The organism is Sphingobacterium anhuiense (assembly GCF_042686355.1).
GTDB lineage: Bacteria > Bacteroidota > Bacteroidia > Sphingobacteriales > Sphingobacteriaceae > Sphingobacterium > Sphingobacterium anhuiense.
In genome coordinates this window covers 45,296-71,376 of sequence record NZ_JBHUPE010000020.1, presented here as the reverse complement: position 1 = coordinate 71,376, position 26,081 = coordinate 45,296, and the positions used below count along the sequence as shown (strand labels likewise).

The following is a 26,081-nucleotide window of genomic DNA, read 5'->3' as shown; positions in this document are numbered from 1 at the left end:
TTTTTCTTGCACTAACCCATATTTCTTTTTGTATCTTTGCCTTTCAAATTGGTTAGCTAATTGCTAGAAACCAATTCTTATTTAGAATATTAAGCATGCAAAATTTTCAAAGACACGATAGATCATCAGATCGTGAAGCCAATCAGATGGTTTTCGGTATTCGTGCCGTTATAGAAGCGATAGATAGTGGTAAAGAAATTGAATCATTATTTATACAAAGAGGTTTAGCCGGAAGTTTAGTTTTAGAATTGAAAGCTCTTTTGAAAGAGCACGACTTAGGGTTTCAACAAGTTCCAATTGAAAAACTAAATCGTATCACACGCAAAAACCATCAAGGTGTTATAGCCGTTATTTCCCCGATTATCTATCAAAAAATTGAAGACATTGTTCCTGAAATTTATGAAAAAGGAGAAGTGCCTTTATTTTTGATGCTAGATGGGGTTACAGATGTGCGCAACTTTGGTGCTATTGCACGTACAGCAGAATGTTCAGGTGTACATGCGATCATTGTACCAAAAAAAGGATCTGCAGAGGTGAATCCTGATGCAATCAAGACATCCGCAGGTGCATTATATAAAATACCAGTATGTCGTCATGAAGGTTTGGCTAAAGTGGGTAAATTTCTTATTGAGTCCGGCATACAGTTAGTTGTAAGTACTGAAAAGACAAAAGATAGCATCTATGATGTTGATTATACTGTACCAACATGTATCATCATGGGAGCTGAGGATACAGGTGTATCAGACGATTTAATTCGTATTGCAGATCATCTTGCCAAAATACCTATGTTCGGAGAAATAGGATCATTAAACGTTTCTGTTTCGGCTGGAGTTGTATTATACGAGGCTATTCGTCAACGCGTGAAATAATACTTGTATAAATACTATATAAAAAAAGAAGAGTGGCTATCTTTAGGGTTAGCCACTCTTCTTTTTTTATGTTAATCACATTAGGAAATAACATAACTGTTGTATAAATAATAAGAGCGGCTATCTTTGGGATATCCGCTCTTATTTTATAAGATGAATCGATTAGTATTTGTTACTAGATTCTTTTCTTTTTCCAGAAAAGTCTCTAAAACCACCACCATTTCCTTCTCTACGATCTCCACCACGGTATCCACCTTCACGTCTTTCACCGCCACCGCTTCTGCGATCACCACCACCGCGGTAACCACCTCCACCTTCACGTCTTTCACCACCGCCAAAGCTTCTACGTTCGCCACTTCCACCACGGCTTCTGTTTCCACCACCACGGTTTTCAGTTTTTCCGTCTCCAGAAACTTCGATACGTACGTTACGACCGTTGAAATCAACGTCTTTAAATCCTTCGAATACTTTTGTTACCTCAGCATCTTCAACTTCAAAGAAAGTGAATACTCCTTTTAAATCAATTTTACCAATTGATTTTCCAGAAATTTTAGCGTTGTTACAGATAAATCCTAACATGTCTCCACGGCTGAATTCATCTACAGAACCAAGGTTCATGAATAAACGAGTAAATCCTTTAGAGCTACCACGTTCTCCTCTTTCACCACGCTCGCCTCTTTCGCCACGTTCGCGGCCATTGCTGCTGATATCACGTGCTTCGATATTTAAATCATGAGCACCTTTGTAATAATCTAAGAATCTATTGAATTCTAATGAAGCAAATCTTTTTACGATATCTTCTTTCGATAACGATTCAAAACCTTCCATAATAGCTGGTAAGAATTGATTGATTTGATCCTCATTAACTTCTACATTCTGAACTTTATTGATGATCGTTAATAATTGTTTTTCAACAACATCAGCTCCTTGAGGAACTTGTTTACGCTCAAATTGTTTTCCGATAACTTTTTCAAGTTGACGGATTTTGCTTTGCTCTTTAATGTTGATCAATGAGATTGAAATACCAGTTTTACCTGCACGAGCTGTACGGCCAGAACGGTGAGTATAGTTTTCAATTTCATCAGGTAAAGAGAAGTTAATCACGTGAGTTACGTCGTTTACATCAATACCACGGGCTGCAACGTCTGTAGCAATTAATAATTGTAAACTACGGTCACGGTAACGTTTCATTACTTTGTCACGTTGTTGTTGAGATAAATCTCCGTGTAATGAATCAGCGTTGTAACCATCTTTAATTAAAGATTCAGCAATTTCTTGCGTTTCAATTTTTGTACGACAAAACACGATACCAAAGATATCAGGATTTGAATCTACAATACGTTTGAAAGCAGCGTATTTGTCTTTAGCTCTAATTAAATAATATTGATGTTCAATATTAGCATTACCAGTGTTTTTCGTACCTACAGTCATTTCAACTGGATCAGTCATATAGTTTTTAGCTATACGGCGAACCTCAGATGGCATTGTTGCAGAGAATAACCATGTTTTTTTAGTGTCAGGAGTTTCTGACAGGATGTTGTTGATGTCTTCTTTGAAGCCCATGTTAAGCATTTCATCTGCTTCATCTAACACAACATATTTCACTTGAGAGAAATCAATAGCATTACGGCCAATGATATCTAACATACGACCTGGGGTCGCTACTACAATTTGCACACCACGTCTGATTTGACGAAGTTGGTCACTAATATTTGCACCTCCATAAACAGCAACAACATGTACGTTGTCGAGGTTTTTAGCATATCTTTCTATATCTTTCGAGATTTGCAAACAAAGCTCACGTGTTGGACACAATACCAACGCTTGAGGATGTTTCTGAGAAAAGTCTAATTGCTGTAATAATGGAAGACCAAATGCTGCTGTCTTACCTGTGCCGGTTTGGGCTAATCCGACAAAATCGTCGTTACCAGTCAATAAAACAGGAATGGCTTTTTCCTGAATTTCAGAAGGTTTTTCAAAACCTAATTCTGAGATGGCATTAACAATTTCCTCACGGATTCCCAGTTCTAAAAATGGGTTCATGAATTAATTTATACAATAGGCTCTATTGCCTAAGGCGATGCAAAGATAGTAAAATAATATTTACAAAACTAATTTATAAGCTAAGTATTTGATATAATGTGTTTTTTGAATGACAAATAAATATTTTTATATCTGTTAAACATAAATAAACCACATTGAAAAGAATTATTTGGATTGTGAAACTAATTTATAACTATTCTGCTTTTTTGATCATTTGTTAATGTAGACTTAATATTTCAACCTTACTTTTGATAGTAGTATGGATCAAATACCAATTATATATCAGCATTGGCTTCAAGCTATTAAAGAGCGAAATGATACAAACGCTTTTGGAGAGCTTTATCGCTATTGTTGGAAAGATCTTTATCAGCATGCTGCCCGGCGGATTTTGGACGCTCAGGATGTAGAAGATATTCTCCAAGAATTATTTGTACAGTTTTGGGAAAAGCGTCATACGATCGACATCCAAATGAATCTTCCAGCTTACCTCAAAGGAATGCTCAAGTATAAGATTATCGATTTTTTTAATGCCAATAAAGTTAAAAATAGACTGTTGGACCATTGGAGCAACCATATTTTTGACTATGTACAACAGCATCCTGAAGAATTGGAAACTTACCTTGCATTAGAAAGATTACTGGAAGAGGAATTAGAAATTATGCCGCATAATATGCGTCAGGCACTCTTACTTAAATGGGAGCATCTGCCAATTCGAGAGATCGCCCTGCGTATGGGGCTTTCTGAGCAGACCGTGAAAAATAACCTGACAGAAGCTTCCAAAAGAATGAGGAAAGCAATAAGTGCAAGACAAAATGTTCAAAATAGCACGCTTAGCGTATTTCTTGTTCTCGCTCTGGAGCAACTATCTAAGTAAATATTATGTACAGCAGACAATGACTGCCACCAACAGTATACTTAACAATTCTTTTATAAAACATTAACTATTTCTTGAAGTACTTTATAGCTTTTTTGCAGACTTATATATAAACAGCAGGCAAAAAAGTGAAAAGAAGAATATTTGAATCCCTGATCTACAGATATCAGCAGAACAAAGCTACAAAAGCAGAGCGTATGTTGGTCGATCGCTGGTATGAAACACTAGATCGGGAAGAGATTCCTGAATGTGTAATTGATGAGGTCCAATTATGGAATAGGATACAACAACAGATTGAAAATACAACTCCTCAAAAATCATCAATTCGGAAAATGGTCTATTGGATTGGATCTGTGGCGGCTACACTTTTGTTTTGCTTTAGCATATTGTTTTGGGAAAACCAAACCGCTCTGGATACTGTAAAACAGGAAGTGAATGTAAAACCAGGGTACCGGATTTTTGAAACAGGAGTTGCACAACGGAAGAAGGTATTATTGGCAGACGGATCAACGATCATTTTAAATGCACGTTCCAAAATTAAATTGGATACCGTTTCATACGACAGAAAGGACCGTGTAGTAGAGCTTCTTGCCGGAGAAGCATTTTTTGAAGTTAAAAAAGATTCCACAAAACCTTTTGTTGTCAATACACAGCAATTACAGACAAAGGTATTGGGTACATCGTTTACGGTAAAAAACTACAGCGAATCGGATGAAATATCTGTCTCTGTATTTACAGGTAAAGTACAAGTAGCGGCCGACAACAAGTCATTAGGCACATTGGAGCGCGGCAGACAGATTCGCTATACCAAAAAGAACCACAGCAGTAACCAAGAGACTTTTGACCTCACTATACGTAATAGTTGGATTGAGGGAAAGATTTACCTAAAGCAAAGCAGTTTTGCAGAAATGGCATTAGCAGTTAAAAATATCTACAATGTAGATCTGAAAGCCGGCGATGATCAGATTGCCCGACAGCGTTATAGCATGCCGATATCGAAACAGCTCTCTTGGTCAGCAACCTTGGAAAGTATAAAAGCTGTCCACCATAACAAGTCTAGGAAGGAGGGGAGTACGGTGCATATCTACTAATTCGGGAATAAAAAAGAGCTGACGACTGCCATCGTCAACTCTGGATCCTATAGCATCCATAAGGTGCTATAAAATAACATATACAAAAACTTATAGAGCTATTATATACGCATACAAATTTATGAAATACGTTACGAAAAACAATATTAAGTTTATGATCAAGTCATCATTGGTGGGACTACTTCTTTTAATCGTATCGGCAGAAATGCTTTTAGCATCAGGTGCATACGGCCAGTTGCTCAATAGAAAGATTTCAGTTTCTTTTAATGAATCTAATATTCCAGCAGCTTTCGAGCAATTGGAATCGCAAAATATACATATTGCCTTTGATGCCAATAAATATAATCTGTCAAAGGAAAAAGTGAATGCCAAAATTTTTAAAAATAGCAGTATAGGAGAAGTAGTGCGCTATCTTCTTAGGGGTACAGATCTGATACCTCAAGATAATGGGGTTTATATTACATTGGTCAAAAAACCAATACAGCAGCTAGGACGCATTTCCGGGAAAGTAATTGATGATCGAGGTCAGTTGTTGGCAAATGCCAGCATTAAGTTGGTCGGAACCAATAAGACGACACAGAGCAGTATTGATGGTAGTTATATTTTAACCGCTGTATCGGGAACCTATGCCTTGGAAGTCAGTTATCTATCATATCAGACACAGCGCATAGAAGGCGTGAAAATAGAGGACGGAGAACTTACAGCATTAAATATTGCGATGAAAACGCAGACCAATAAGTTGGAAACGGCGGTCGTTAGTGTGTCGTTTAAAAAAGCATCTGTAGCAGGACTGTATGCCGCACAAAAGAACGCTGCCTCGGTGACTGATGGTATATCTGCCGAGCAGATTGCACGTACACCTGACAATGATATGGGGCAGGTGCTAAAGCGCGTTACTGGATTGACGACCGTCAACAATAGAAATGTGATTGTGCGGGGTATGTCCGATCGTTACAATCAAGCCATGTTGGATGGCGTAGTCATCCCAAGTACTTCGCAAAATAGACGTGATTTTTCTTTTGATATTATTCCAACCGAGATGGTGAGTTCTGTGGTGGTCAATAAAACGGCAACACCGGATGTATCGGCCGAATTCTCGGGCGGACAGGTTTCTATTAATACGTTAGATATCCCGGATAAGGATTTTACCACAATACAATATGGCGTTGGAGGAAATTCCCGCACAACAGGAAAAGACTTTTATCGTCTTGGTGAATGGCATACCAGCGAATATTTTGGTTTTAATCATTCCTCTTCGAAGCAGCCCGAAGGGATCCAACCTTGGTTTTGGAATGGTGAAGCAAGACGTCTAGATGCTCCTCCAGGATATATATTGAACGATCCAAAGTTGAATGAAGAATTTTTAATGCCAGGTTCAAATCTCAAGTATAATGACATTGATGCAATAGCCCAGTCCAAACAGGTTAACGCAGATGCGATGAAATTATATCGCTACAAGGCCATTCCTAATCAAAATTTAAGGTTTGCATTGGGAAGGCGGTATAATTTTTCAAATGGATTACTGTTCGGTTTCTCTGCTTCTGCTAATATTCGAAATGAACAAAATATTGTCGCCTTTAATAATGTGCGAGGATCTGGTATCATTAACGGGTATGGAGAGAAGCAACATATGATAGAAAGTGACACGATCGGTCAGAATGGTGCAGGAACCTCCTATCGCTTTAATAGTAGTAGCGGATTGGTGGCGAATTTTGGACTAAAAGGACAGGATTTTAAGCTCGCATTTAAAAATATGTACGCTCGGACTTTTAACAATAATTATAGTGAAAATATCCGGTCAACCTTTACAAATTTAAATAACCCTCCGACCAAAAATCAATATCAATTACCTGAAACAATGTCTTTGCAGCAGCATCAGTTAAGCGGTGAATATCAGTTGCCGTGGAAAATCAAGGCTGAGGGTATGTTTGCCTATAATAGAATCAAGCAGCAGATTTTGGATGAACGTAAATTGCGATATGGATTAACGACAATATTAGACGGAAATTATATGTTTCAAAGTCCTAATTTATTAAGTCTTTCTAACTGGTCTAACCATTCCGAAACGGGTTTTGATTCCCGCATGTGGACCGAGATTAATGAAAATGATTTTAACTGGGCAATGGCATTTTCTCGAGTCTTTGGTGAAGGAAAATCCGTTAGCACTTTGGTTAAGGCTGGATATCAAGGCTGGAAAAAAAATCGTAATCTTTCGGTTTTTCGTTTGTTGCCATTTACCCGCTCTTACATGCCCGATGATCCTTCTAAATCGGCACCTGCTATTGAAAAACCTTATGATATATTGTTCTCTCCAGAAACTATCGGAAACGGAGTTGGTCAAGCTTATTATTATCCTGAGCCTATCGGTGGTAATGTTTATGATGGTGATATGAGTTCACATGCAGGGTATCTGATGTTGGATCAGAAATTTTGGAATAAGCTAAGATTAGTCTATGGATTCCGTGCCGAATACTACAATCTGTTAAATCGTCAGGATGAAATGTTTAGAAAGCAGAATGGCGATCCAGATGCAGATAACAATAAATTACTATTGTATAAACTGATGATTCGTGAAAATAATTGGAAATTTCTACCGTCCATTAATGCAACTTATAGTGTAACCAATACCTTTAATGTGAGAGGAAGTTATTCAAAGACGGCCATTCGTCCAGACTTTAGGGAGTCAGGTTTTTTTGGATTTTATGACTTTGAATTGGATGCTATTGTTTCAGGGGATAATGTCGAATCAACTTTTATCGATAATGTTGATCTGCGATTGGAATGGTATCCAAGTCCAGGTGAAATTATATCCTTAACCGGATTTTATAAATATTTAGATAAGCCAATAGAACTGATTGAAAATGAAGATGTAAGTCCCGGAACTGCATATGTTTTCAATAATATGGAGTCCGCAAAAAACATGGGGTTGGAATTTGAAATTCGTAAAAACTTGAGTTTTATTGGTGAGGCCGATTGGCTATCTAAAGCTTTTCTAAATGCCAATGGGACATTGTTGAAATCTGAAGTTAATGCATTAAGTCAGTGGAGACATAAGTTGGTAGATGATCGTACAATTGCAGAACGCGAAAAAGAAAGAGCGCCTAATCAAGATCGTCCACTAATGGGACAATCACCTTGGTTGTTGAATTTAGGTGTCGGTTATTGGGGTGATAGTTTTGGTATAACAGCAAGCTATAATCATAGAGGCTATCGTACAAATACGGCCTCCTTCAACCCAAATAGGGTAGAGTATGAACTTGCGCCAAGGCAGGTTGATTTTCAGGTGTATAAACGTTTTTTGAAACAGAAATTGGAAGTGAAATTTAATGCTGCCAATCTTCTGGATGAATGGACAAGGTATTATCAAAATCAATCAGCGTATAGTAATTCTCAAGGAGAAAAAGGAGAAATAATTTATGAGCTTGTTAAAGGAGATAATAAATATAATAGGGCGGACGACGATATTATAACCTATCGTAAAAAAGACGGTCGAAGATTTAGTCTTTCAGTGACCTATAATTTTTAAAATAATAAAAAATAACTGCGCGAGGCAGCTTCATGCCTCCCTTAAAAAATTGCACATGAGTTCCAAGTTTGTCCACATCGCACAACAGGAAGATAAAATAGAAGCAAAATAAGGGGGGATGAAAACAACTATGCAAACTTATGAAATGCTATCCCATAGGGATGCATAGTCTAAAAAATGATCTTGTGATGGCAAAACTAGTAATTATTTAACATAAAATGAAAAAAATCTTAACAGTAGCAAGTGTATGCGCAATCGCATTGGCTTCTTGTAACAAAGACAACGTAGGACCTAATTCAGATTTGAATGCTGGTTTGCCAAACAAACCTCAAGCAACTATTCCAACAGATGCTTCAGGTATTATTACTAAAACAACTCTTTCTGCGGATACCGTATGGAAAATTGACGGTGTAGCTTTTGTAAAACCAGGGGCAACATTAACTATTCAACCAGGTACGTACATTACTTCTGGTTTGACTAAAGCATACAACGATCAGATTACCGGATTGACACAAAATATCAAAGGAGTTTTGGTTGTTCCTAAAACGGCCAAATTGATTGCCAATGGTACTGCTGCAGCACCAATTGTATTTACTTCTCCGAATGCTGCTAACTCTCGTAATCCAGGTGATTTTGGTGGTGTTGTATTACTGGGTAGCGCAACCACAAATCAAGCTGCAACAAAAAGAATCGAAGGAATTCCTCAACCCGTAGGCGTAGATGTGACTTATGGTGGTACAAATGCAGCAGATAATTCAGGCTCATTAAAATATGTACGTATTGAGTTTGCTGGTTACAATTTAACTGCCGACAATGAAATCAATGGATTGACTTTAGGTGGCGTTGGTACTGGTACTACGTTAGAAAACATTCAAGTATCTTGGGGTAAAGATGATGGTTTTGAGTTCTTTGGAGGTACCGTCAATGCGAAATACCTAGTAGCATTATCAAATGACGATGATGATTTTGATTTTGATCATGGTTATACCGGAACAATCCAATATGCCTTATCATTGAAAGATCCTAATTCTACAAACAGTCTATCAGGCGGTAACTCTGATTCGAATGGTTTGGAGTCTGATAACGAAGGTACAGCTCCATATGCTCAAACACCTAAAACACGCCCAGTTTTGAAAAATTTCACATTCTTGGGTATTAAAGATGTTACTGTAGCCGGAACTAAATTGAAATTTGGTAACCGTTGGAGAAGAGCTTCAGAATATGATATTCAAAACTCGATTATCGCAGGTTATGCAACAGGTGCCGCATTTCAAGACGGCGCAACAGGTACATTTACTGGAAATGTCGTACATGCATACACTGCAGCTTTCAGTGGTGCTACTCCGACAGGAAACCAAACAAATGTGTCAACAGATGCTACAACTTATTTGAAATTGGCCGGTGCTGCTAATATCTTTTATCCGACATCATCTACATTTAATCCTGCTGTGTTAAGACCGTTGTCAACATCACCAGCATATGGTAATGGAACTACAACTTATAGTGGTGCTTTCCATCCAACAAATCCAGTTTGGACTGCGGGATGGGCTCAATTCGCTCCCAAAACTTATTAATACTTATTTTCTTAAGTGAGCCATTTTTATGGCTCACTTCTTTTAATTAACAGACATATGCTTAAAAAATTATTTATCTATTTTATTGTACTTTGGACAGGTTGTGCGTTATATTCCTGTCAAAAAGGAGAAATAGTTGAAGATCAGCGACAGTTGGCGCGTGTGGCCTTTAAATCTTATTCAGGTGAAAATTTAGGAATAAAAAAAATCTCAATAGATGGCGAGTTTACCAATTATGATGGACCGAAAGATAGCTATCTTTTTATCTTTGATAAGAGTAAAGATACTTCTGTTGTAATTGCCTTTGGTAATGAGGATAAAATTGTGCTAAAACAGCGGTTAGCATTGAAAAGTGGAAGCAACATTTTCGGCGTTTATCCAAAAAGTCCACTTGATCCGACATTGGTAGTCGGGAAAAACCCCTTAGAAGGAGCGCAATCAGATGCTACAAATTATCAAATAAAAATATTGAATTATAATAAGATTATTTCTCCCAATGGCGAGCCGGTACGACTGGCTATATATTCAGGAACTTTAGTTTTTGATGAAAATACATTTGAGGAAAAGATGGTGTATGCAAAAGAACCTATTCTAACAACCGATCTAATAACCGATCAAATTCCTGATGATTTTATCAAAATACCTGTCGCAATACCCTATTATAGAGCTACAGTCCTGGATAAAGATTCAAAACCGCTATTGATCAATGGTCAACAAGTCTTTTTATTTTTAAGATTAGCGGCTCTTGGTTCGGATCCGATTGCCTTAATATATCTCCCACAAAAAGATCCTGATGTAATTTTTGAAGATGATTGGGTGACCTTCGTGGATGGATTGGGATTTGAACTGTCAAATGTTTGGCTAAAAAAGTAGATCCTCTTAAGAAAAACAAAGCCTACTATTATTGCGCAGAACGTAAACTATCAATACCATAAAACTAATCCTTATGAAAGGAATCAATGATTTAAAACATCGAAAACTACTGGCGCTCTCCCTGAATTTTCAGGGAGAAATTAAGCATGATATAGATGCCTCCGTGCTATTTGCCTTGGGTAAAGAGCTTAACGACCTGAATCAACTTTATAGTCAATATCAAGAAGTATTACTACAGTTGGAAATATTGGTCAAGGAATATGAAGTAAAAGAGCGTAATATTCGTTCCGGCATATTATCGCGTTCACTTCGTAAGCTTGTTAGAGAAGGACAAACCGGAATTGACCTTCGCACCGTGATCAATTCTTTCAATTCCTGCGCACGCTGAAGAACGAATAGGTATTTTGATGCCTACTTTTCTAACGTGGACTTATTTCAATTGGAATCGTCTCATAACTGCTGCCTAGATATTGATGAATATTAGAATTGGTTTTATGCTTTTTATCAGAAGCGTTTCTAGCTTGAGGTTTATGTGCATTGATTGTATGTAACACTTCCTCAATAAGTGGATCTTGTATATCGCCTATGGGCACCAATGGTAAAAAATCAAATTCATTTATAGGCTTTTGTGGTAGAATTCCCGCATTGTAGTTCCCTTGGTCCAATTTGTTATAAATTTTATAAACCATTGGCAGCAAATGCCAGCTACGTTCGGAACCATGTATTTTTTTCGGTGTAGATATCGTGGAAGAAGCCATGTCCTTTCCGTAGGTTTTATCGCCAACTTGAATGACCTGTATGTAGGGCTGTAATCCATTAATGAGCATTTCGGAAGCCGAAGCTGTGTTGAGACCCGTTAGGATATATATTCTATTTAGTCCCAGGCCTTCTTTTAAAACTTCTTTGGCAACAAAAGAATAACCCTCTGGCTGTCTTTGTAGCGCAGCTGAAAAAGAGTCCTCCAGCTTTTTGATGTTTTTGTTTCCCTGATATTTTGCAAAGATCTCATTTTCTCTAATATTAGCGAATAGCAGCGCACAAAATGAAGCAAAAGCAACCTGTCCACCAGGGTTATAACGCAAATCGACAACAAGATCCTTTACCTGTTTGGATTTAAAATTTTGTACAGCTTCCAATAATAAATAAGCACCACTGAAGTCAAATTGACTTAAAAAAATGTAGCCTACTGTGGGAGACGACGAGATAATCTTAGACATATAAACAACAGGTTGTGAAATATAGGAGGCGGGTAGAATAAATATTTTCCCATCTTTTCGCTTCAGATTGATTGCAGGCAAATGAAAGGATTTATTTATCAGAGCTTTCATATTACTCTTATCCAAAAGCTCGTTGTTCATATAGGATAAAGTATCACCACGTTTTAAACCCAGTAAATCTGCTTCGCTAAATGGAACCACCTGAGTTACGACTTGTATAGTACCCGTTGCAGCCTGCAGCTGCACCATGTCGAAGCCAAAAGTATTTGTCAAGGTATTACCGTAGGTGTCACTGTTCAGGGTTTGCATAATCATTGAATAATGGTCATCTTGAAACAAAATACTTTTGAAGAATAGATCCGGACGTTGCTGATAATCGTTTGTTGTTTTGATTTCAGTATTCCAGTAATAATACTGTTGCATTTGATCCAGAGTCCAGTGATTGATGGCCTCGTTTGAGCCGGGCTCTTTCAGCGAGTCCTCTTTTTCACAGGAGAAAAGAATCACTGAAAAAAGGGCTAAAGCAAAACGATTTAATTTCCACATTTTTTAAAATCTTAACGACATAAAAATACGTATTATGGAAATGATATTGGCGTTATCTTTATGTTGTTCAAATGTTTATTTGGTTTAAACAACTTATCAAAGCATTCATATTGCGATGTTTTTATTTCATAAAAAAAGGCTACTCTATATAGAGTAGCCTTTCTATGCCTGATGTTAAAATCTACTAATATATTGTAAACTCAACACGACGGTTTTGTTGGCGACCTTCTGCAGTTTTGTTAGATGCAATAGGTTGGTTTGGACCGTAACCAGTAGCTTCTATACGAGAAGGATTAGCGCCTTTAGATACTAAATAAGCTTTTACTGACTCAGCACGCTCTTTAGATAATCTTAAGTTCAATTGTAATGAACCAGTGTTATCTGTGTGACCAGCTAATTTTAAACTGAAATCTTTTTCAATTAATAAAGCAGCAACTCGATCTAAAGAATTGTATGAAGTAGAACGGATAACTGATTTACCAGTTTCGAATTCTAAGTTTTTGATTGCCTCATCAACAGTTCTTCTATCCGTCTCAGTGATAACTTTCTCTACAATTTTAGTTTCATTTTTAACAAGAATTGGACAACCAGCACCATCTACTTGAACACCTGAAGGTGTACCTGGACATTTGTCAAATTTGTTAGCAACACCATCACCATCATCATCTTGTAAGTCAGCGTTCAATGACTCTACTTTAGATTGTAATGCTTTATTAGCAGCATCCAATGCATCACGTTGTGCTTTTAAATCATCATATTTTGCAGTATAATCATTTACTAACGTAGCAACTGGATTTGAATTGTTCAAAGTAGGTTTCGAACCATCTCCTAAAGCAATCTCTAAACCAGCATGTGCATACGAGAATAAATCATTTTTGAAGGTAGGCTTTGGATCCACTGCAGGATTAGATCCGTCAAACTTCTGATTTGCCCAATTCAACTGGTACCCTAAATCTAAATTAATCCCTTTTGCAATGGCGAATTTCAATCCGAAATCAGCAGGAACAAATAACTTCGATTGAGAATCATATGTAGTGCTTGTTGACCCCATTGTTACTGTAGCCTCAGAATTTAATACCCCAATACCTAATGATACATAAGGTTTGATAAAACTGTTGAAAAATCTCCAGTTGGTATTAGCCATTGTCCACTCTCCAGATAAAGCTGCCGACCAAGGTGTTTTAGTTTCGAAAGATTGTGAACCATCATCATATGCTCCACCAACTTTACCGCCTAAATAAGAAGCTTTAAATCCAAATGAAGGAGATATTTGTTTCTTAATGTATGCCGAATAACCAACATTGTGGTCTAAGTCATTGTAATCTTTACGGTTGAAACCAAAAATATTAGTTTGATTTAAAACCCCTGCACCAACACCGATAGACCAAGTTCTGTATTGGGTAGATGGTCCTAGCGGTGTAGTGCCCTCTATAGAACCAACTTTTGCATTTTGTGCAAATGAAGCAGATGCAAATAATCCAGCTGCTACTAATAATCCACTTTTCTTAAGGTTAATCTTCATATTATTTAAATTTGATTTTAAATTTCTTCATAGTGCTCTAGACAATAATGTTGCCAAATATTGGACGTCTATTAGAATCAGAGTCACATTTATCCCCTCTTGTAGACAATTGTCTACTTTGCCATTTTATTAATTTTTAAAAAAAAACGCTATAATGTATACTATTAGTAACATTACATCGTTGGATTGTACTTTATTTAGGAATAGTGCTATTCGGATTCGTTTTGCCAAAAAAGTTAGGAATAACAATTCCCATAGCCATTTCCTTAATTATATTTTCATTAAATAAGTTCTGAAAAAATGTTTTACGGCTCTTTGTTATTAAAATAATATCAATATTTTCATCACGAATCATCGTTTGTATTCCATTCGCAATTTTCTCAGCAGAATTTGCAAAATGACTTCTGTTTTTTACGGTATAAGAAACGTCGTCAATGCCCGTTTCTATAATGATATTGTCTATCCATTCCGTAAGCTTTTTATCCAGTATTTTAATATCAACCTCTTGTTTGTTAATATGAATCAATAATAAATGAAATTTACTACCAAAGACAGGAATCGCCTGCTTTAACACCTCTAATTCACCTGGTTTGAAATTCGTTAACAAAGCAATCGTATCCTTTTTATATGCGGTTGCATTAGCAGGTATGGCTAAAATTGGAGTTTGTGAATCACGGATTACATCATAAGTATTACTCCCTATTAATACAGACTCTAATCCAGAGGCACCCTTTGTACCCATAACAACAACTTTATACTGATTTCTTGCCGTTTCTTTACTAATAACTTCAGCAAGAATCCCTTCATCGAAAAGTTGGCTTATGACCAAAGTAGGCCATTTTTCTTTTACCACGCCGACAAGTTGATTGAGTTGTTCCTCAGATTCCTTTATAGTTGGATCAACAATGTGTTCCCCATGGACCATAAAATTGGCGTATTTGTTTACATGTCGGGTGTAAACATGTAAGAAAACAAGTTCATCTTGATTTTCAAGAGCAATTTCTCTTGCGTATCGTGCAGCAATAATCGAGTTTTCAGAAAAGTCGATCGGAACTAATATTTTGCCCATAATAATTAAGCTTTAGAAAAAAATGTTGGAATAATAGGATGATGAATGATTTGTTTGGCGACAGATTTTTTGAACAATCTTTCAAAAAATGACTTACGTGTTTTCGTGATCAATACAACATCGATTTCTTCATCTTTGATGATATCATTGATTACCTCAGGAATAGTGTCCAATTCTTCTACATCAGTTTGTATAGAATCTACTTCTATATCCACATCGGTTATTTCAGTGTGCTTTTTGATTTGATATTTCCAAATTTCTAGTTTATCCTCAATGTCAGATTCAGACTCCGAATGGTAGTGTACGTGAATGATCTGTACTTTGACATCAGATCCGAATATTTTGATGTATTCATTTAACGTATCCAATTCAGCATATTTAAAATTGGACAATAAACCTATTTTCTTAATATCTTTTGTTTGGTAATTAAAGGGGATCGCAATAACGGGAATATTACTTTTCTGACTAACAGCATATGTTGTACTGCCCACTATCACACTGGTATCATCTGTTTTCCCCTTAGTACCCATGATAATAGCCGAATAAGTCGTATTTTTCGTTTCTTTCAACAGGGACTCCGTAATAATGCCGCGCTCACATTTTGACGTGAAAACGATAGTAGGATTATTGGCCTTTAGTTTCTCGATTAAATCAGCCATTAAAACATCTGCTTTGAAATTATCATCAGAACTATCACTGTTTACATCATCAAAAGTACTGGACGAAACGGTATAGTTATGATATAAATGAATATCAAACCCTCTCTTTTTTGCCAAATCAATTGCAAATTGAACAGCCGTGTTAGCGTTCTCTGAAAAATCAATCGGGACTAAAATTTTATTGCTCATGTTGTTTGGTAATTAGTTTTATTACGTACACTTTCTTTAATTAATAATGATATAATTTCATCATTGTAGCTTAACACATTTTGTATCGGTTAAGTTTGTTTTTGACTGTTGTAAAGATATTTTTTCCAATGATCTAAACATGTGCTTAATTTAATGAAATAAAGTGATTTTAAGCACAAATTTAAATAAGACGTATCACGACCATTAATTTTCCTTGTTCCTATTGTAGAGTGAAATTGAATTATTCCTAAAAATAGTCAAAATTTATTTTATTTCATGACACTTTTAGTACATTATTATGAACTAAAAGACATCCGTCTAATTGCATAACGAGGCAATTTTAAGTAAGTTTGCAACATCATAATTAGACAATTAGATTTTCAATGACAAGTAGAGAAATTCGTCAGGCTTTTTTGGATTTTTTCAAAAGTAAAGGACACCAAATCGTACCATCTGCACCAGTTGTGGTGAAAAATGACCCCACATTGATGTTTACAAACGCGGGAATGAATCAGTTTAAAGATTTATTTTTAGGCGAAGCCGCCATTAAATTTCCACGTGTCGCCGATACACAGCGTTGTTTACGTGTTTCTGGTAAGCATAATGATTTGGAAGAAGTAGGTATTGATACCTACCACCATACCTTATTTGAAATGTTGGGCAATTGGAGCTTTGGCGATTATTTCAAAAAAGAGGCTATTCAGTGGGCTTGGGAGTTATTTACTGATGTATACAAATTAGATAAAGACCGTCTTTACGTAACGATTTTCGAAGGTGACGATTCAGAAGGATTAGCAAAGGATACTGAAGCCTATGATTTTTGGAAAGCTTTAATCGCTGAAGATCGTATTCTATTAGGAAATAAAAAAGATAATTTTTGGGAAATGGGAGAGACAGGACCATGTGGTCCATGTTCTGAAATCCATTACGATATGCGTACGCAAGAAGAACGTCAAGAAGTAGCTGGACAGTCACTTGTTAATGCCGATCATCCGCAGGTTATTGAAGTATGGAATTTGGTTTTCATGCAGTTCAACCGTCTAAAAGATGGTTCATTGCAACCTTTACCAGCAAAACATGTGGATACAGGAATGGGTTTTGAGCGTTTGGTACGTTCTATTCAAGGGAAAACATCTAACTACGATACCGATGTTTTTCAGCCTACTATTCAGTTCATCTCTCAAAAAGCCGGGATAGCTTATGGTGCGGATGAGAAAACAGATATTGCAATGCGTGTCGTTGCAGACCATATCCGGGCGATTAGTTTTGCCATTGCCGATGGTCAGCTACCTTCTAATAATAAAGCAGGTTATGTAATCCGTCGTATTTTACGTCGTGCAGTGCGTTATGCGTATACCTTCTTAAATTTCAAAACACCATTCATCAATGAGCTAGTCCCTTTGTTGGCGACACAGTTTGATGGTGTATTTAACGAATTGAAAGCACAGGAAAGTTTTGTTCAAAAAGTAATCTTAGAAGAGGAAGTATCTTTCTTAAGAACTCTAGTCACAGGAGTACAGCGTTTCGAAAATTATGCTGAAGCAAATACAACTGTTGATGGTGATTTTGCATTTGAATTATATGACACTTATGGCTTTCCAATAGACTTGACCGAGTTACTGGCGAGAGAGAAAAATCTTTCCGTTGATATGGTCGGTTTTAATAAAGCATTGCAGATCCAAAAAGACCGTTCACGTGCAGCAACTGCCATTGATACAGGAGATTGGATTTTAGTCAATGAAGATGAAGGTTTTGAATTTGTTGGATACGATACACTAAGTGCAAAAACAGAAATTGTAAAATACCGTAAAGTTTCAGCAAAAGGAAAAGACCAATTTCAATTGGTTTTATCGGTAACACCTTTTTATGCAGAAGGTGGTGGTCAGGTAGGAGATACCGGTGTTTTGATTTCTGAAGCTACAGGTGAGAAGATATTTGTAACCGATACAAAAAAGGAAAATGGGTTGTTCGTACATTTTATAGATACCCTCCCACAAAGTTTTGAAGGCCTTTTTGTAGCTCAAGTCGATCAGGCAAAAAGACAAGATACAGAGAATAATCACTCTGCGACGCATTTATTGCACGCTGCATTAAAGCAGGTCTTAGGCGATCATGTGAATCAAAAAGGTTCCTTAGTAAATGATGATATTTTACGTTTTGATGTTTCTCACTTCTCTAAAGTAACAGAAGAGGAAATCAAACAAGTCGAAGATATTGTCAATGCTAAGATTCGTGAAAATATTGCATTGAAAGAGGAACGCAATATTCCTTACCAACAAGCATTAGATTCAGGAGTAACTGCGTTGTTTGGTGAAAAATATGGCGATTATGTGCGTGTCATTACTTTTGATGATCAATTTTCAAAAGAACTATGTGGTGGTACGCATGTTAAAGCTACCGGTCAGATCGGTTTCTTTAAGATCACATCAGAGTCTGCCGTTGCAGCAGGTGTACGTCGTATCGAAGCGATTACAGGAACGAAATCTGCAGCAGTGATCCGTGAACATTTTGAATTAGTGGACCAAATCAAAGGGTTATTAAATAATCCAAAAGACTTTGTTGCTGCAATGGGTAAAATCGTGGACGAAAACAGTGCTTTGAAAAAGGAAATTGAAAAAACGATTATTGAAAAATCATTAGCGTTAAAATCAGACCTAGAAAGCAAATTACAACAAGTAGGTGATGTTAATTTCTTAGCCACAGTTGTTGATTTGCCAAACGCAGAAGCTGTAAAGACCTTGGCTTACGCATTAAAAGGAGCCGTTAATAACTTATTCTTAGTAATAGGAGCAGACTTTGAAGGTAAACCAAGTTTGACCGTTGTCATCTCAGATGAATTAGCAAAATCAAAAGGCTTGAATGCTGGAAATATTATCCGTGATTTAGCAAAAGACATCCAAGGTGGTGGTGGAGGACAGCCGTTCTTTGCAACAGCCGGAGGAAAAAATAGTGCCGGATTACAAACAGCGATAGATAGAGCAATAGAATTTATAAAATAAAACGAATATGATGAAGCAGACGTTGCTAGTGGTGGGTTGTTTATTTTTATTTCTAATCGGATGTAAAAATAAAGATGAGTTTACAATATCTGGCCAAATTGAAAATCCAGGAAATATTAAAGTAATATCGTTATACGAAGGCGAAAGAAAATTGGACTCCATGTTTTTTGGAGACAAGAATGCTTTTCAATTTAAAAGACCTACTAGTCAGGCGCGTCTATTATCACTTCGTGTAGGTAAAAATCGTTATGATTTAATTGCCTCACCAGGAGAGGACATTGTTTTCAAGGCAGATCTTCAGAAAGATGTTAACGATTATCAATTAGAGGGCTCTGAGTTGTCATCATCGATTCAGAGTTTCTCAAAAATGAGAAATCGACGTGATGCAGTGCGCGATTCCTTACAGGCAGATTTTGCTAAGAAATCGATTACAGCTGATGTGGATGATATTGAAAATCTGCGTAGTGAGTATAAACAAAAGTTTACAGAGCAATTGCAGTATTATACAAAAGCAGCGGTAGATTTTGCTGAACAGCATGATGATATCGCTGGTTTTTATGCCATCAGTACACTAGATCCGGAAATTGCAGAAGCTGAAATCATAACCTATGCCGATAAGATAAAAGATAAGTTCTTAGATAATGGCTATGTTACCCAGTTTAAAGAAGAAACAAATAAACTGAGAAAGTTGGCTGTAGGTCAACCAGCTCCAGACTTTGAATCGTTCACACCTAACAATAAATCGATCAAGTTATCCGATTTCAAAGGTAAATATGTGCTGTTAGATTTTTGGGCGTCATGGTGTATGCCTTGCCGTCAGGAAAATCCGAATATTGTCAAATTATATAATCAGTACAAAGGAAAAGGGTTTGACGTTTTCGGAGTATCTCTTGATGATAATCCGGGACCATGGATGCGTGCCATAGCAGATGATAAGTTACAATGGACGCAGGCATCTGATTTAAAAGCATGGGGATCCGTAGTTGTTGGTCTGTATCGGATAACAGGAATACCGGCCTCCTATGTCTTAAATCCAGAAGGGTTGATCATTGCTAAAAACTTACGCGGTAAAGAATTGGAAGATTTTTTAAAGAAAACTTTAAAATAGCGCAAATTAAATATTAACTTTCGGAATGTTACTTAACAATTTAATAACACTTCGTTAATGTTTTGTTGTCATTTTGTTCATAATTTAGCAAAAAAAAAAGATGAGCATTGCAAAGCAAAAAATATTAGTAGTTGATGACGAGCAGGATATTCTAGAGTTAATTGCTTTTAATTTAAAGCGCGAAGGATATCAAGTATCAACTGCCTCGAATGGTCACGAAGCTATCAATGTAGCAAAGGATATTAATCCAGATCTTATTATTTTGGATGTTATGATGCCTAAAATGGATGGTATCGAAGCCTGCCGACTAATGCGTGCCATGCCAGAGTTTAAAAATACATTTATGGTATTTTTAACGGCTAGAAGTGAGGAGTATTCTGAAATTGCAGGTTTCCATGTTGGAGCCGACGATTATATTGCAAAGCCTATCAAGCCTCGTGCTTTGATGAGCCGTATTAATGCCATTCTAAGAAGAAATGTCTCGGAAGAAGCAGCACGATCACAAGATAAATTAGAGATTATGGATTTGGTGATTGATCGTGATTCTTTTTTAGTATACCGTGGTGAACAGAAAATTGTACTTGCAAAAAAAGAATTTGAATTGATGTACTTATTAGCATCAAAACCAAATAAAGTTTTTACAAGAGAACAAATTTTGAAAAGCATTTGGGAAGATTCAGTCGTTGTTACCAACAGAACAATAGATGTACATATCAGAAAGCTTAGAGAAAAAATTGGTGAAGATTATGTAACCACCGTTAAAGGTGTTGGATACAAATTTGATGTAGCTTAGAAATTACAGAAATATAATAACAGAAAAGGGCTGTATCATCATGATATAGCCCTTTTCTGTAAAAAATCAGTTTCTAAATCCCATTTAAACACTTAACGTTCGATCTTCTCGAACAATTTATTCTTAAGATCAGCGCGATAGTCCAGGATATATGTATTCCGTTCGGTAGTCAGGATAATAAAACAACTATCTTTTCCGTTACTCAGAATCGTTGCGTTCCCGCCATCAGAAAGCTTAAAAATACCTTTTCTAACCTTTCCCATTTCAAAACCCTCAATCTTACCCTCAATAGTGGGCATTTTTTCAATAGTGATAGCTTTTATTTGATTACGATCAATAGCAATAGCATATGGACCAGAAGTATATATTTTATTTCCTTTAATAGTAACGTTGACCTCAGCCAATCCAATACCGATACCCGCCATAATCGCGATGATGATCATCAAGCCAAATGTCAATATAGCCCAAGACCATTTGTTAGGTTTATAATAACCAATAGATTTATAAATAATAAAAAATACACCAATTAAGGGAAACAAAACACTATAAATGATAAAAATTAGCGGGTTCTTAACACAGGCAGAAATCAGTAAACCAATAATCAGATACGATACACCCAAAAGGAGGAAAGATCTTTTAAAAAATTTAAGAAAATTAACGAGATCAAAATGATTACGTTCCTTCTCAGGAAGCATATTGTATCCACTCAATAAGTACTTCGCATTCTCTTTATTAATAATAAGTCCGATCAATATTAAGATAAAAGAAAGTAAATACAACATGTTTATTTCCATTTTTAGATGAATTGTTTAATGAGCGAATAGTTTTGTTTAACAAATCCGATTTAGGGAAATTGATTATAACATAATATGATCTTGTATCATAATAGGGCTATCCCTATTAATGGGTAAAGCAACTTAATGTACAAAAATTTAATAGTATTTCAAACTCATAAAATATGCAAGCAAGCATCCAATTGTGTATTTTTAGGCTGTAAATATTCAAATGCTTATATTTCCTCAATAAAATAGTCCTTGATGGAAGAGGAGAGATTGATAAATTTGTTGTATTTTTTTGCATTAAAAATTGAACATAAAACAAATTTATCTAAGTTTGTTATCATATTAAACATTACCATCATCCATGTCAACAATACTTATAAAATCTGCACAAATCGTTAATGAAGGGAAAATTACCACTTCAGATGTCTATATCAGTAATGGCCGTATCGAGATGATCGCCGCAGAGATTAACCACCCTGCCGATAGAGAGATTAATGCCGAAGGATTACACCTTTTACCCGGATTAATTGACGATCAAGTACACTTTCGTGAACCAGGATTGACGCACAAAGCTGATATCTGGCATGAAAGCCGTGCCGCAGTGGCGGGAGGTACAACATCATTTATGGAGATGCCCAATACAGTACCCAATACTTTAACACAATCTTTGTTACAAGATAAGTACGATATCGCATCTCAAAATGCTTTAGCCAACTATTCATTTTTTATGGGTGCAGCCAATGATAATCTGGAAGAAGTACTCAAAACAAACCCTCGTGATGTCTGTGGTGTCAAAGTATTCATGGGATCATCAACTGGTAATATGTTGGTAGACAATGAGCGTGCATTGGAACAGATATTTGCTAACTCGCCCACATTAGTAGCCACACACTGCGAAGATGAAGCCACTATCCAGGAAAACCTTGCCATATATAAAGAGAAATATGGAGAAGCAGGATTGACAATAGATATGCATCCCCTTATTCGTTCGGCAGAAGCCTGCTACATCTCATCCTCCAAAGCTGTAGAATTAGCAAAAAAAAACAATACCCGCTTACATATTCTGCATATCTCTACTGCTAAAGAAATCGGACTATTCAGAAATGACATTCCATTGGCAGAAAAATTAATTACAGCTGAAGCATGTATTCACCATATGTGGTTCTCCGATGTCGATTACAAGACAAAAGGTAATTTTATCAAATGGAATCCAGCTGTTAAAACAGCAGATGATAGAGATGCCATTGTAAAAGCGGTATTGGATGGACATATCGATGTAATTGCTACCGATCATGCCCCACATACCATTGCTGAAAAGACGCAAGCTTACAGCGTCGCACCATCAGGAGGGCCATTGGTGCAGCATGCATTGCAAGCTTTATTGGACATGTACCATGAGGGTAAGATCACTTTAGAGCAGATCGTTCAGAAGTCAGCACACAATACAGCAATTTGCTTCCAGATTGAAGAACGTGGATTTATTCGTGAAGGATACTGGGCAGATTTAGTATTAGTAGATTTAAACAAACCCTATACGGTTACAAAATCAAATATACTATCAAAATGTGGCTGGTCTCCATTTGAAGATCATACCTTTAAATCTTCTATCGAGCACACCATTGTATCAGGACAATTAGCCTATTCCAAAGGGAGCTTGATCGAGTACGGCTCTGGTAGACGTCTATTATTTAACAGATAATCATGATCATCCAGGACTATGGATAAAAGAACATTTTTAAAATCTTTAGGCTTAGTCGCAACAGGAATACCTGCACTGTCATTTGCACAGGAAGATTTCTTTATAACAAAAGCAGATCAAAAGAAATTACTAGCTCAAGTATTGCGCAAAGGAGATACCATTGGATTAATAGCTCCTGCGGGAGTTATTGATACCGAAGAAGCCATTGTTATGACCCGCGAAATTTTTGAAAACTTTGGTTTCAAAATCAAGGAAGGAAAACATATCCGAAGTAGATATGGTAATTTTGCAGGAAAAGATGAAGAGCGCCTAGCCGATATCCACAGCATGTTTGCAGACCAAGAAGTGAAAGCCATTGTCTGTATACGCGGAGGGGCAGGAGCATCCCGTTTATTACCATATATTGATTATCAACTTATCGCCAATAACCCCAAAGTATTATTAGGTTATAGCGATATTACTGCACTGATCATGGCCTTCTATAAAAAGACCGGTTTAATATCCTTTCACGGCGCAGTCGGTATCAGTACATGGAGTAATACCGTTGCTAAAAATTTTGAAAATCAATTTTTCCTTAATCAGCCGGCACAATTTGCAAACCCAACAGAAAAAGGCGATAACTTTATCCAGTACAAAGAGCGGATCACGACCTTAAAGTCAGGACAAGCAACAGGTACACTATTAGGAGGAAACCTGACATTGCTCAGTGGGTTATGCGGGTCAGCCTATTTGCCAGATTTTAAAAATGCCATACTCTTCCTAGAAGAAGTAGATGAAAATATAGAGCGCGTGGACCGGATGTTCTGTCAATTAAAATTAGCAGGAATTTTGGATCAGATCAAAGGTTTCGTCTTTGGTAAGTGTACGGACTGCGGGCCAGCAGGAGGTTATGGTTCGCTTACGCTCGAACAGGTATTGAACGATTATATCAAACCGCTCGGGATTCCGGCATATTCAGGAGCCATGATCGGACATATTGCCAATCAATTTATATTACCGGTAGGAGCACAGGTCAAAATAGATGCCGACAAAGGAACCATGACACTTTTAGAGAAAGTACTAAAAGATTAAATCGATGAAAATTATCTCCCTGATGAAAATTATCTTCTTTTTGATCTTCATTACTTCGGGAATTACAATTTCTGCCCAAACCATGAATTTAAATAAAAATGATTTTGATGAAGCCTATTCATCCTATAAAGAAACCACGTTAACAAAACGTAGATTTAAACATTTGACTGTAGTCGATCTCATCAATAAGCATCAGGAGGCATCAATCCTAAAGATTGATCAGATCGGACTGTCAGTTCAAAAAAGATCAATCTATAAATTAACCTACGGTCAGGGGAAAAAAAAAGTAATGCTTTGGTCGCAGATGCATGGCGATGAACCGACCGCAACAATGGCCCTTTTTGACCTGTTCAATTTCCTGGAAGGAAAAGACAGCAGATTTCAAAGCTTAAGGGAAATATTAAAATTAAATTTAGAAGTGCATTTTATCCCTATGCTCAACCCAGATGGAGCTGAAGTCTATACCAGAAGAAATGCGCAACACATCGATCTAAATCGCGATGCCAGAGATACCGCAACACCAGAAGGTAAGCTATTAAGAAATCAGGCAGAACTGATCAAACCACAATTTGGTTTTAATCTACACGATCAGAATATCTATTATAACGTTCCAGGAACTAAAACTCCAGTTACCATTTCCCTTTTAGCACCGGCCTATAATTGGGAGCGTGAAGTCAATGAAGTGCGTGGTAATGCAATGAAGATCATAGCTGGGATGAATCAGTTGCTTCAAGACTATATCCCAGGAGCCGTTGCCAAATACGATGATGAACACTCACCAAGAGCTTTTGGAGATAGCTTTCAGAAATGGGGTGCAAGCACCATCCTGATCGAATCAGGAGCTTTTGCTGGAGATCCGGAAAAACAAGAAATTAGAAAATTGAATTTTATTCTGATTCTTAATTCCTTACTGCAAATCGCGCAGGATAGTTATCAGCAATTTCCAATCTCAGAATACCAGCAGATACCATTCAATGCCTCGCAGCTGCACGATGTGATCCTTCGTCGGGTGACTACAATATCACATGGACTTCCTCTGATAGTAGATATTGCTATCCGAAGAGATGAGATTACCGAGGGCGAAGATTACTATACAAAAGGATATATTGAAGACATTGGAGATCTTCACGACTTTTATGGATACGATGATCTAGATCTGACAGATTTCGAATTTGTAGAAGCTAAGGTTTACGAAAAGGAATTTAATCGCCTGAGCGATCTTGAGAACGTTGATATAAAAGCATTACTGAAGCAAGGGTATGCCGGCATAAAGATAGATGCATCCGAGCCCAAAGTACTACATTATTTACCCATCAATGTGCTATCTAAAAGCAAGTTGAATACGATCAGAACATTAAGTCTTGGTAAAGAAGCAAATTTTTTCTTAAAGAAGAATGAAGAAATCCAATACGCTGTTATCAATGGTTATCTCATTGATTTGAATCAAGAATTGCCACGAAATATGAAACAGATTGTCCGGTAGTTTTTTAGATGGTTAGGTAGTTAGTAAGTTACACCTTTCGTTACTTCGTCACTAGTCACTTCGTTACTGCTAAGAAGTTAGAAGGTTACATCTT

Annotated in this window: 19 protein-coding genes; 13 read left to right on the top strand and 6 right to left on the bottom strand. The window is 36.8% G+C overall.

Going from position 1 to position 26,081, the window contains the following annotated elements:
- Positions 1-95 precede the first annotated feature (95 nt).
- Positions 96-869 carry a 23S rRNA (guanosine(2251)-2'-O)-methyltransferase RlmB gene (gene rlmB / locus ACFS6I_RS23585; protein WP_132772237.1) on the top strand — a complete coding sequence of 258 codons (774 nt, stop codon included), beginning with the start codon at positions 96-98 and terminating at the stop codon, positions 867-869.
- A gap of 162 nt (positions 870-1,031) precedes the next feature.
- On the opposite strand, the gene ACFS6I_RS23580 is transcribed toward rlmB, so the two are convergent.
- Complete coding sequence (locus ACFS6I_RS23580; RefSeq protein ID WP_021187941.1) at positions 1,032-2,912, bottom strand: DEAD/DEAH box helicase; 1,881 nt, start codon at positions 2,910-2,912, stop codon at positions 1,032-1,034.
- Positions 2,913-3,171: 259 nt separating this feature from the next.
- On the opposite strand from ACFS6I_RS23580, the gene ACFS6I_RS23575 reads away from it, so the two are divergent.
- From ACFS6I_RS23575 to ACFS6I_RS23550, 6 genes are all read left to right on the top strand, one after another.
- On the top strand, positions 3,172-3,786 hold the full coding sequence (locus tag ACFS6I_RS23575) for an RNA polymerase sigma factor (RefSeq protein ID WP_183915706.1): 615 nt from the start codon (positions 3,172-3,174) through the stop codon (positions 3,784-3,786).
- Positions 3,787-3,914: 128 nt separating this feature from the next.
- On the top strand, positions 3,915-4,877 hold the full coding sequence (locus tag ACFS6I_RS23570; RefSeq protein WP_380924224.1) for a FecR family protein: 963 nt from the start codon (positions 3,915-3,917) through the stop codon (positions 4,875-4,877).
- A gap of 154 nt (positions 4,878-5,031) precedes the next feature.
- Complete coding sequence (locus ACFS6I_RS23565) at positions 5,032-8,403, top strand: TonB-dependent receptor (RefSeq protein WP_380924222.1); 3,372 nt, start codon at positions 5,032-5,034, stop codon at positions 8,401-8,403.
- Between the two features lie 218 nt (positions 8,404-8,621).
- A complete protein-coding gene (locus tag ACFS6I_RS23560) occupies positions 8,622-9,977 on the top strand; it encodes a hypothetical protein (RefSeq protein ID WP_183915700.1) in 1,356 nt (451 codons plus the stop codon).
- A gap of 57 nt (positions 9,978-10,034) precedes the next feature.
- Positions 10,035-10,850 carry a hypothetical protein gene (locus tag ACFS6I_RS23555; RefSeq protein ID WP_380924220.1) on the top strand — a complete coding sequence of 272 codons (816 nt, stop codon included), beginning with the start codon at positions 10,035-10,037 and terminating at the stop codon, positions 10,848-10,850.
- Between the two features lie 73 nt (positions 10,851-10,923).
- Positions 10,924-11,238: a hypothetical protein gene (locus ACFS6I_RS23550; protein ID WP_380924218.1), complete on the top strand. Its 315-nt coding sequence runs from the start codon at positions 10,924-10,926 to the stop codon at positions 11,236-11,238.
- Between the two features lie 31 nt (positions 11,239-11,269).
- Here the strand turns inward: ACFS6I_RS23550 and ACFS6I_RS23545 are convergent, their stop codons facing one another.
- From ACFS6I_RS23545 to ACFS6I_RS23530, 4 genes are all read right to left on the bottom strand, one after another.
- Complete coding sequence (locus ACFS6I_RS23545) at positions 11,270-12,613, bottom strand: S41 family peptidase (RefSeq protein WP_380924216.1); 1,344 nt, start codon at positions 12,611-12,613, stop codon at positions 11,270-11,272.
- Between the two features lie 184 nt (positions 12,614-12,797).
- Positions 12,798-14,135, bottom strand: a complete 1,338-nt coding sequence (locus ACFS6I_RS23540; RefSeq protein ID WP_380924214.1) for an OmpA family protein — start codon at positions 14,133-14,135, stop codon at positions 12,798-12,800.
- A 193-nt stretch (positions 14,136-14,328) separates the two neighbouring features.
- Positions 14,329-15,204: a universal stress protein gene (locus ACFS6I_RS23535; protein WP_380924212.1), complete on the bottom strand. Its 876-nt coding sequence runs from the start codon at positions 15,202-15,204 to the stop codon at positions 14,329-14,331.
- A 5-nt stretch (positions 15,205-15,209) separates the two neighbouring features.
- Positions 15,210-16,052 carry a universal stress protein gene (locus tag ACFS6I_RS23530; protein ID WP_021191118.1) on the bottom strand — a complete coding sequence of 281 codons (843 nt, stop codon included), beginning with the start codon at positions 16,050-16,052 and terminating at the stop codon, positions 15,210-15,212.
- A 383-nt stretch (positions 16,053-16,435) separates the two neighbouring features.
- On the opposite strand from ACFS6I_RS23530, the gene alaS reads away from it, so the two are divergent.
- From alaS to ACFS6I_RS23515, 3 genes are all read left to right on the top strand, one after another.
- Positions 16,436-19,051 (top strand): alanine--tRNA ligase, encoded by a 2,616-nt coding sequence (gene alaS / locus ACFS6I_RS23525; protein ID WP_380924210.1) that lies wholly within the window; start codon positions 16,436-16,438, stop codon positions 19,049-19,051.
- A gap of 7 nt (positions 19,052-19,058) precedes the next feature.
- The gene (locus ACFS6I_RS23520) at positions 19,059-20,159 is read left to right on the top strand and encodes a TlpA family protein disulfide reductase (RefSeq protein ID WP_380924208.1); all 1,101 of its coding nucleotides are present in this window, start codon (positions 19,059-19,061) and stop codon (positions 20,157-20,159) included.
- Between the two features lie 100 nt (positions 20,160-20,259).
- Complete coding sequence (locus ACFS6I_RS23515) at positions 20,260-20,952, top strand: response regulator transcription factor (RefSeq protein ID WP_132844447.1); 693 nt, start codon at positions 20,260-20,262, stop codon at positions 20,950-20,952.
- Between the two features lie 92 nt (positions 20,953-21,044).
- Here ACFS6I_RS23515 and ACFS6I_RS23510 read toward each other — a convergent pair whose 3' ends face one another.
- Entirely contained in the window at positions 21,045-21,734 is a 690-nt protein-coding gene (locus tag ACFS6I_RS23510; RefSeq protein ID WP_380924205.1) for a DUF3784 domain-containing protein, read from the bottom strand.
- A gap of 361 nt (positions 21,735-22,095) precedes the next feature.
- Between ACFS6I_RS23510 and ACFS6I_RS23505 the strand changes: the two genes are divergently transcribed.
- From ACFS6I_RS23505 to ACFS6I_RS23495, 3 genes are read left to right on the top strand one after another with little or no spacing between them, the layout of a single operon-like run.
- A complete protein-coding gene (locus ACFS6I_RS23505) occupies positions 22,096-23,433 on the top strand; it encodes a dihydroorotase (protein ID WP_380924203.1) in 1,338 nt (445 codons plus the stop codon).
- 18 nt (positions 23,434-23,451) lie between these two features.
- Positions 23,452-24,504 carry a S66 peptidase family protein gene (locus ACFS6I_RS23500; protein WP_380924201.1) on the top strand — a complete coding sequence of 351 codons (1,053 nt, stop codon included), beginning with the start codon at positions 23,452-23,454 and terminating at the stop codon, positions 24,502-24,504.
- A 4-nt stretch (positions 24,505-24,508) separates the two neighbouring features.
- The gene (locus ACFS6I_RS23495) at positions 24,509-25,987 is read left to right on the top strand and encodes a M14 family zinc carboxypeptidase (protein ID WP_380924199.1); all 1,479 of its coding nucleotides are present in this window, start codon (positions 24,509-24,511) and stop codon (positions 25,985-25,987) included.
- Positions 25,988-26,081: the final 94 nt, after the last annotated feature.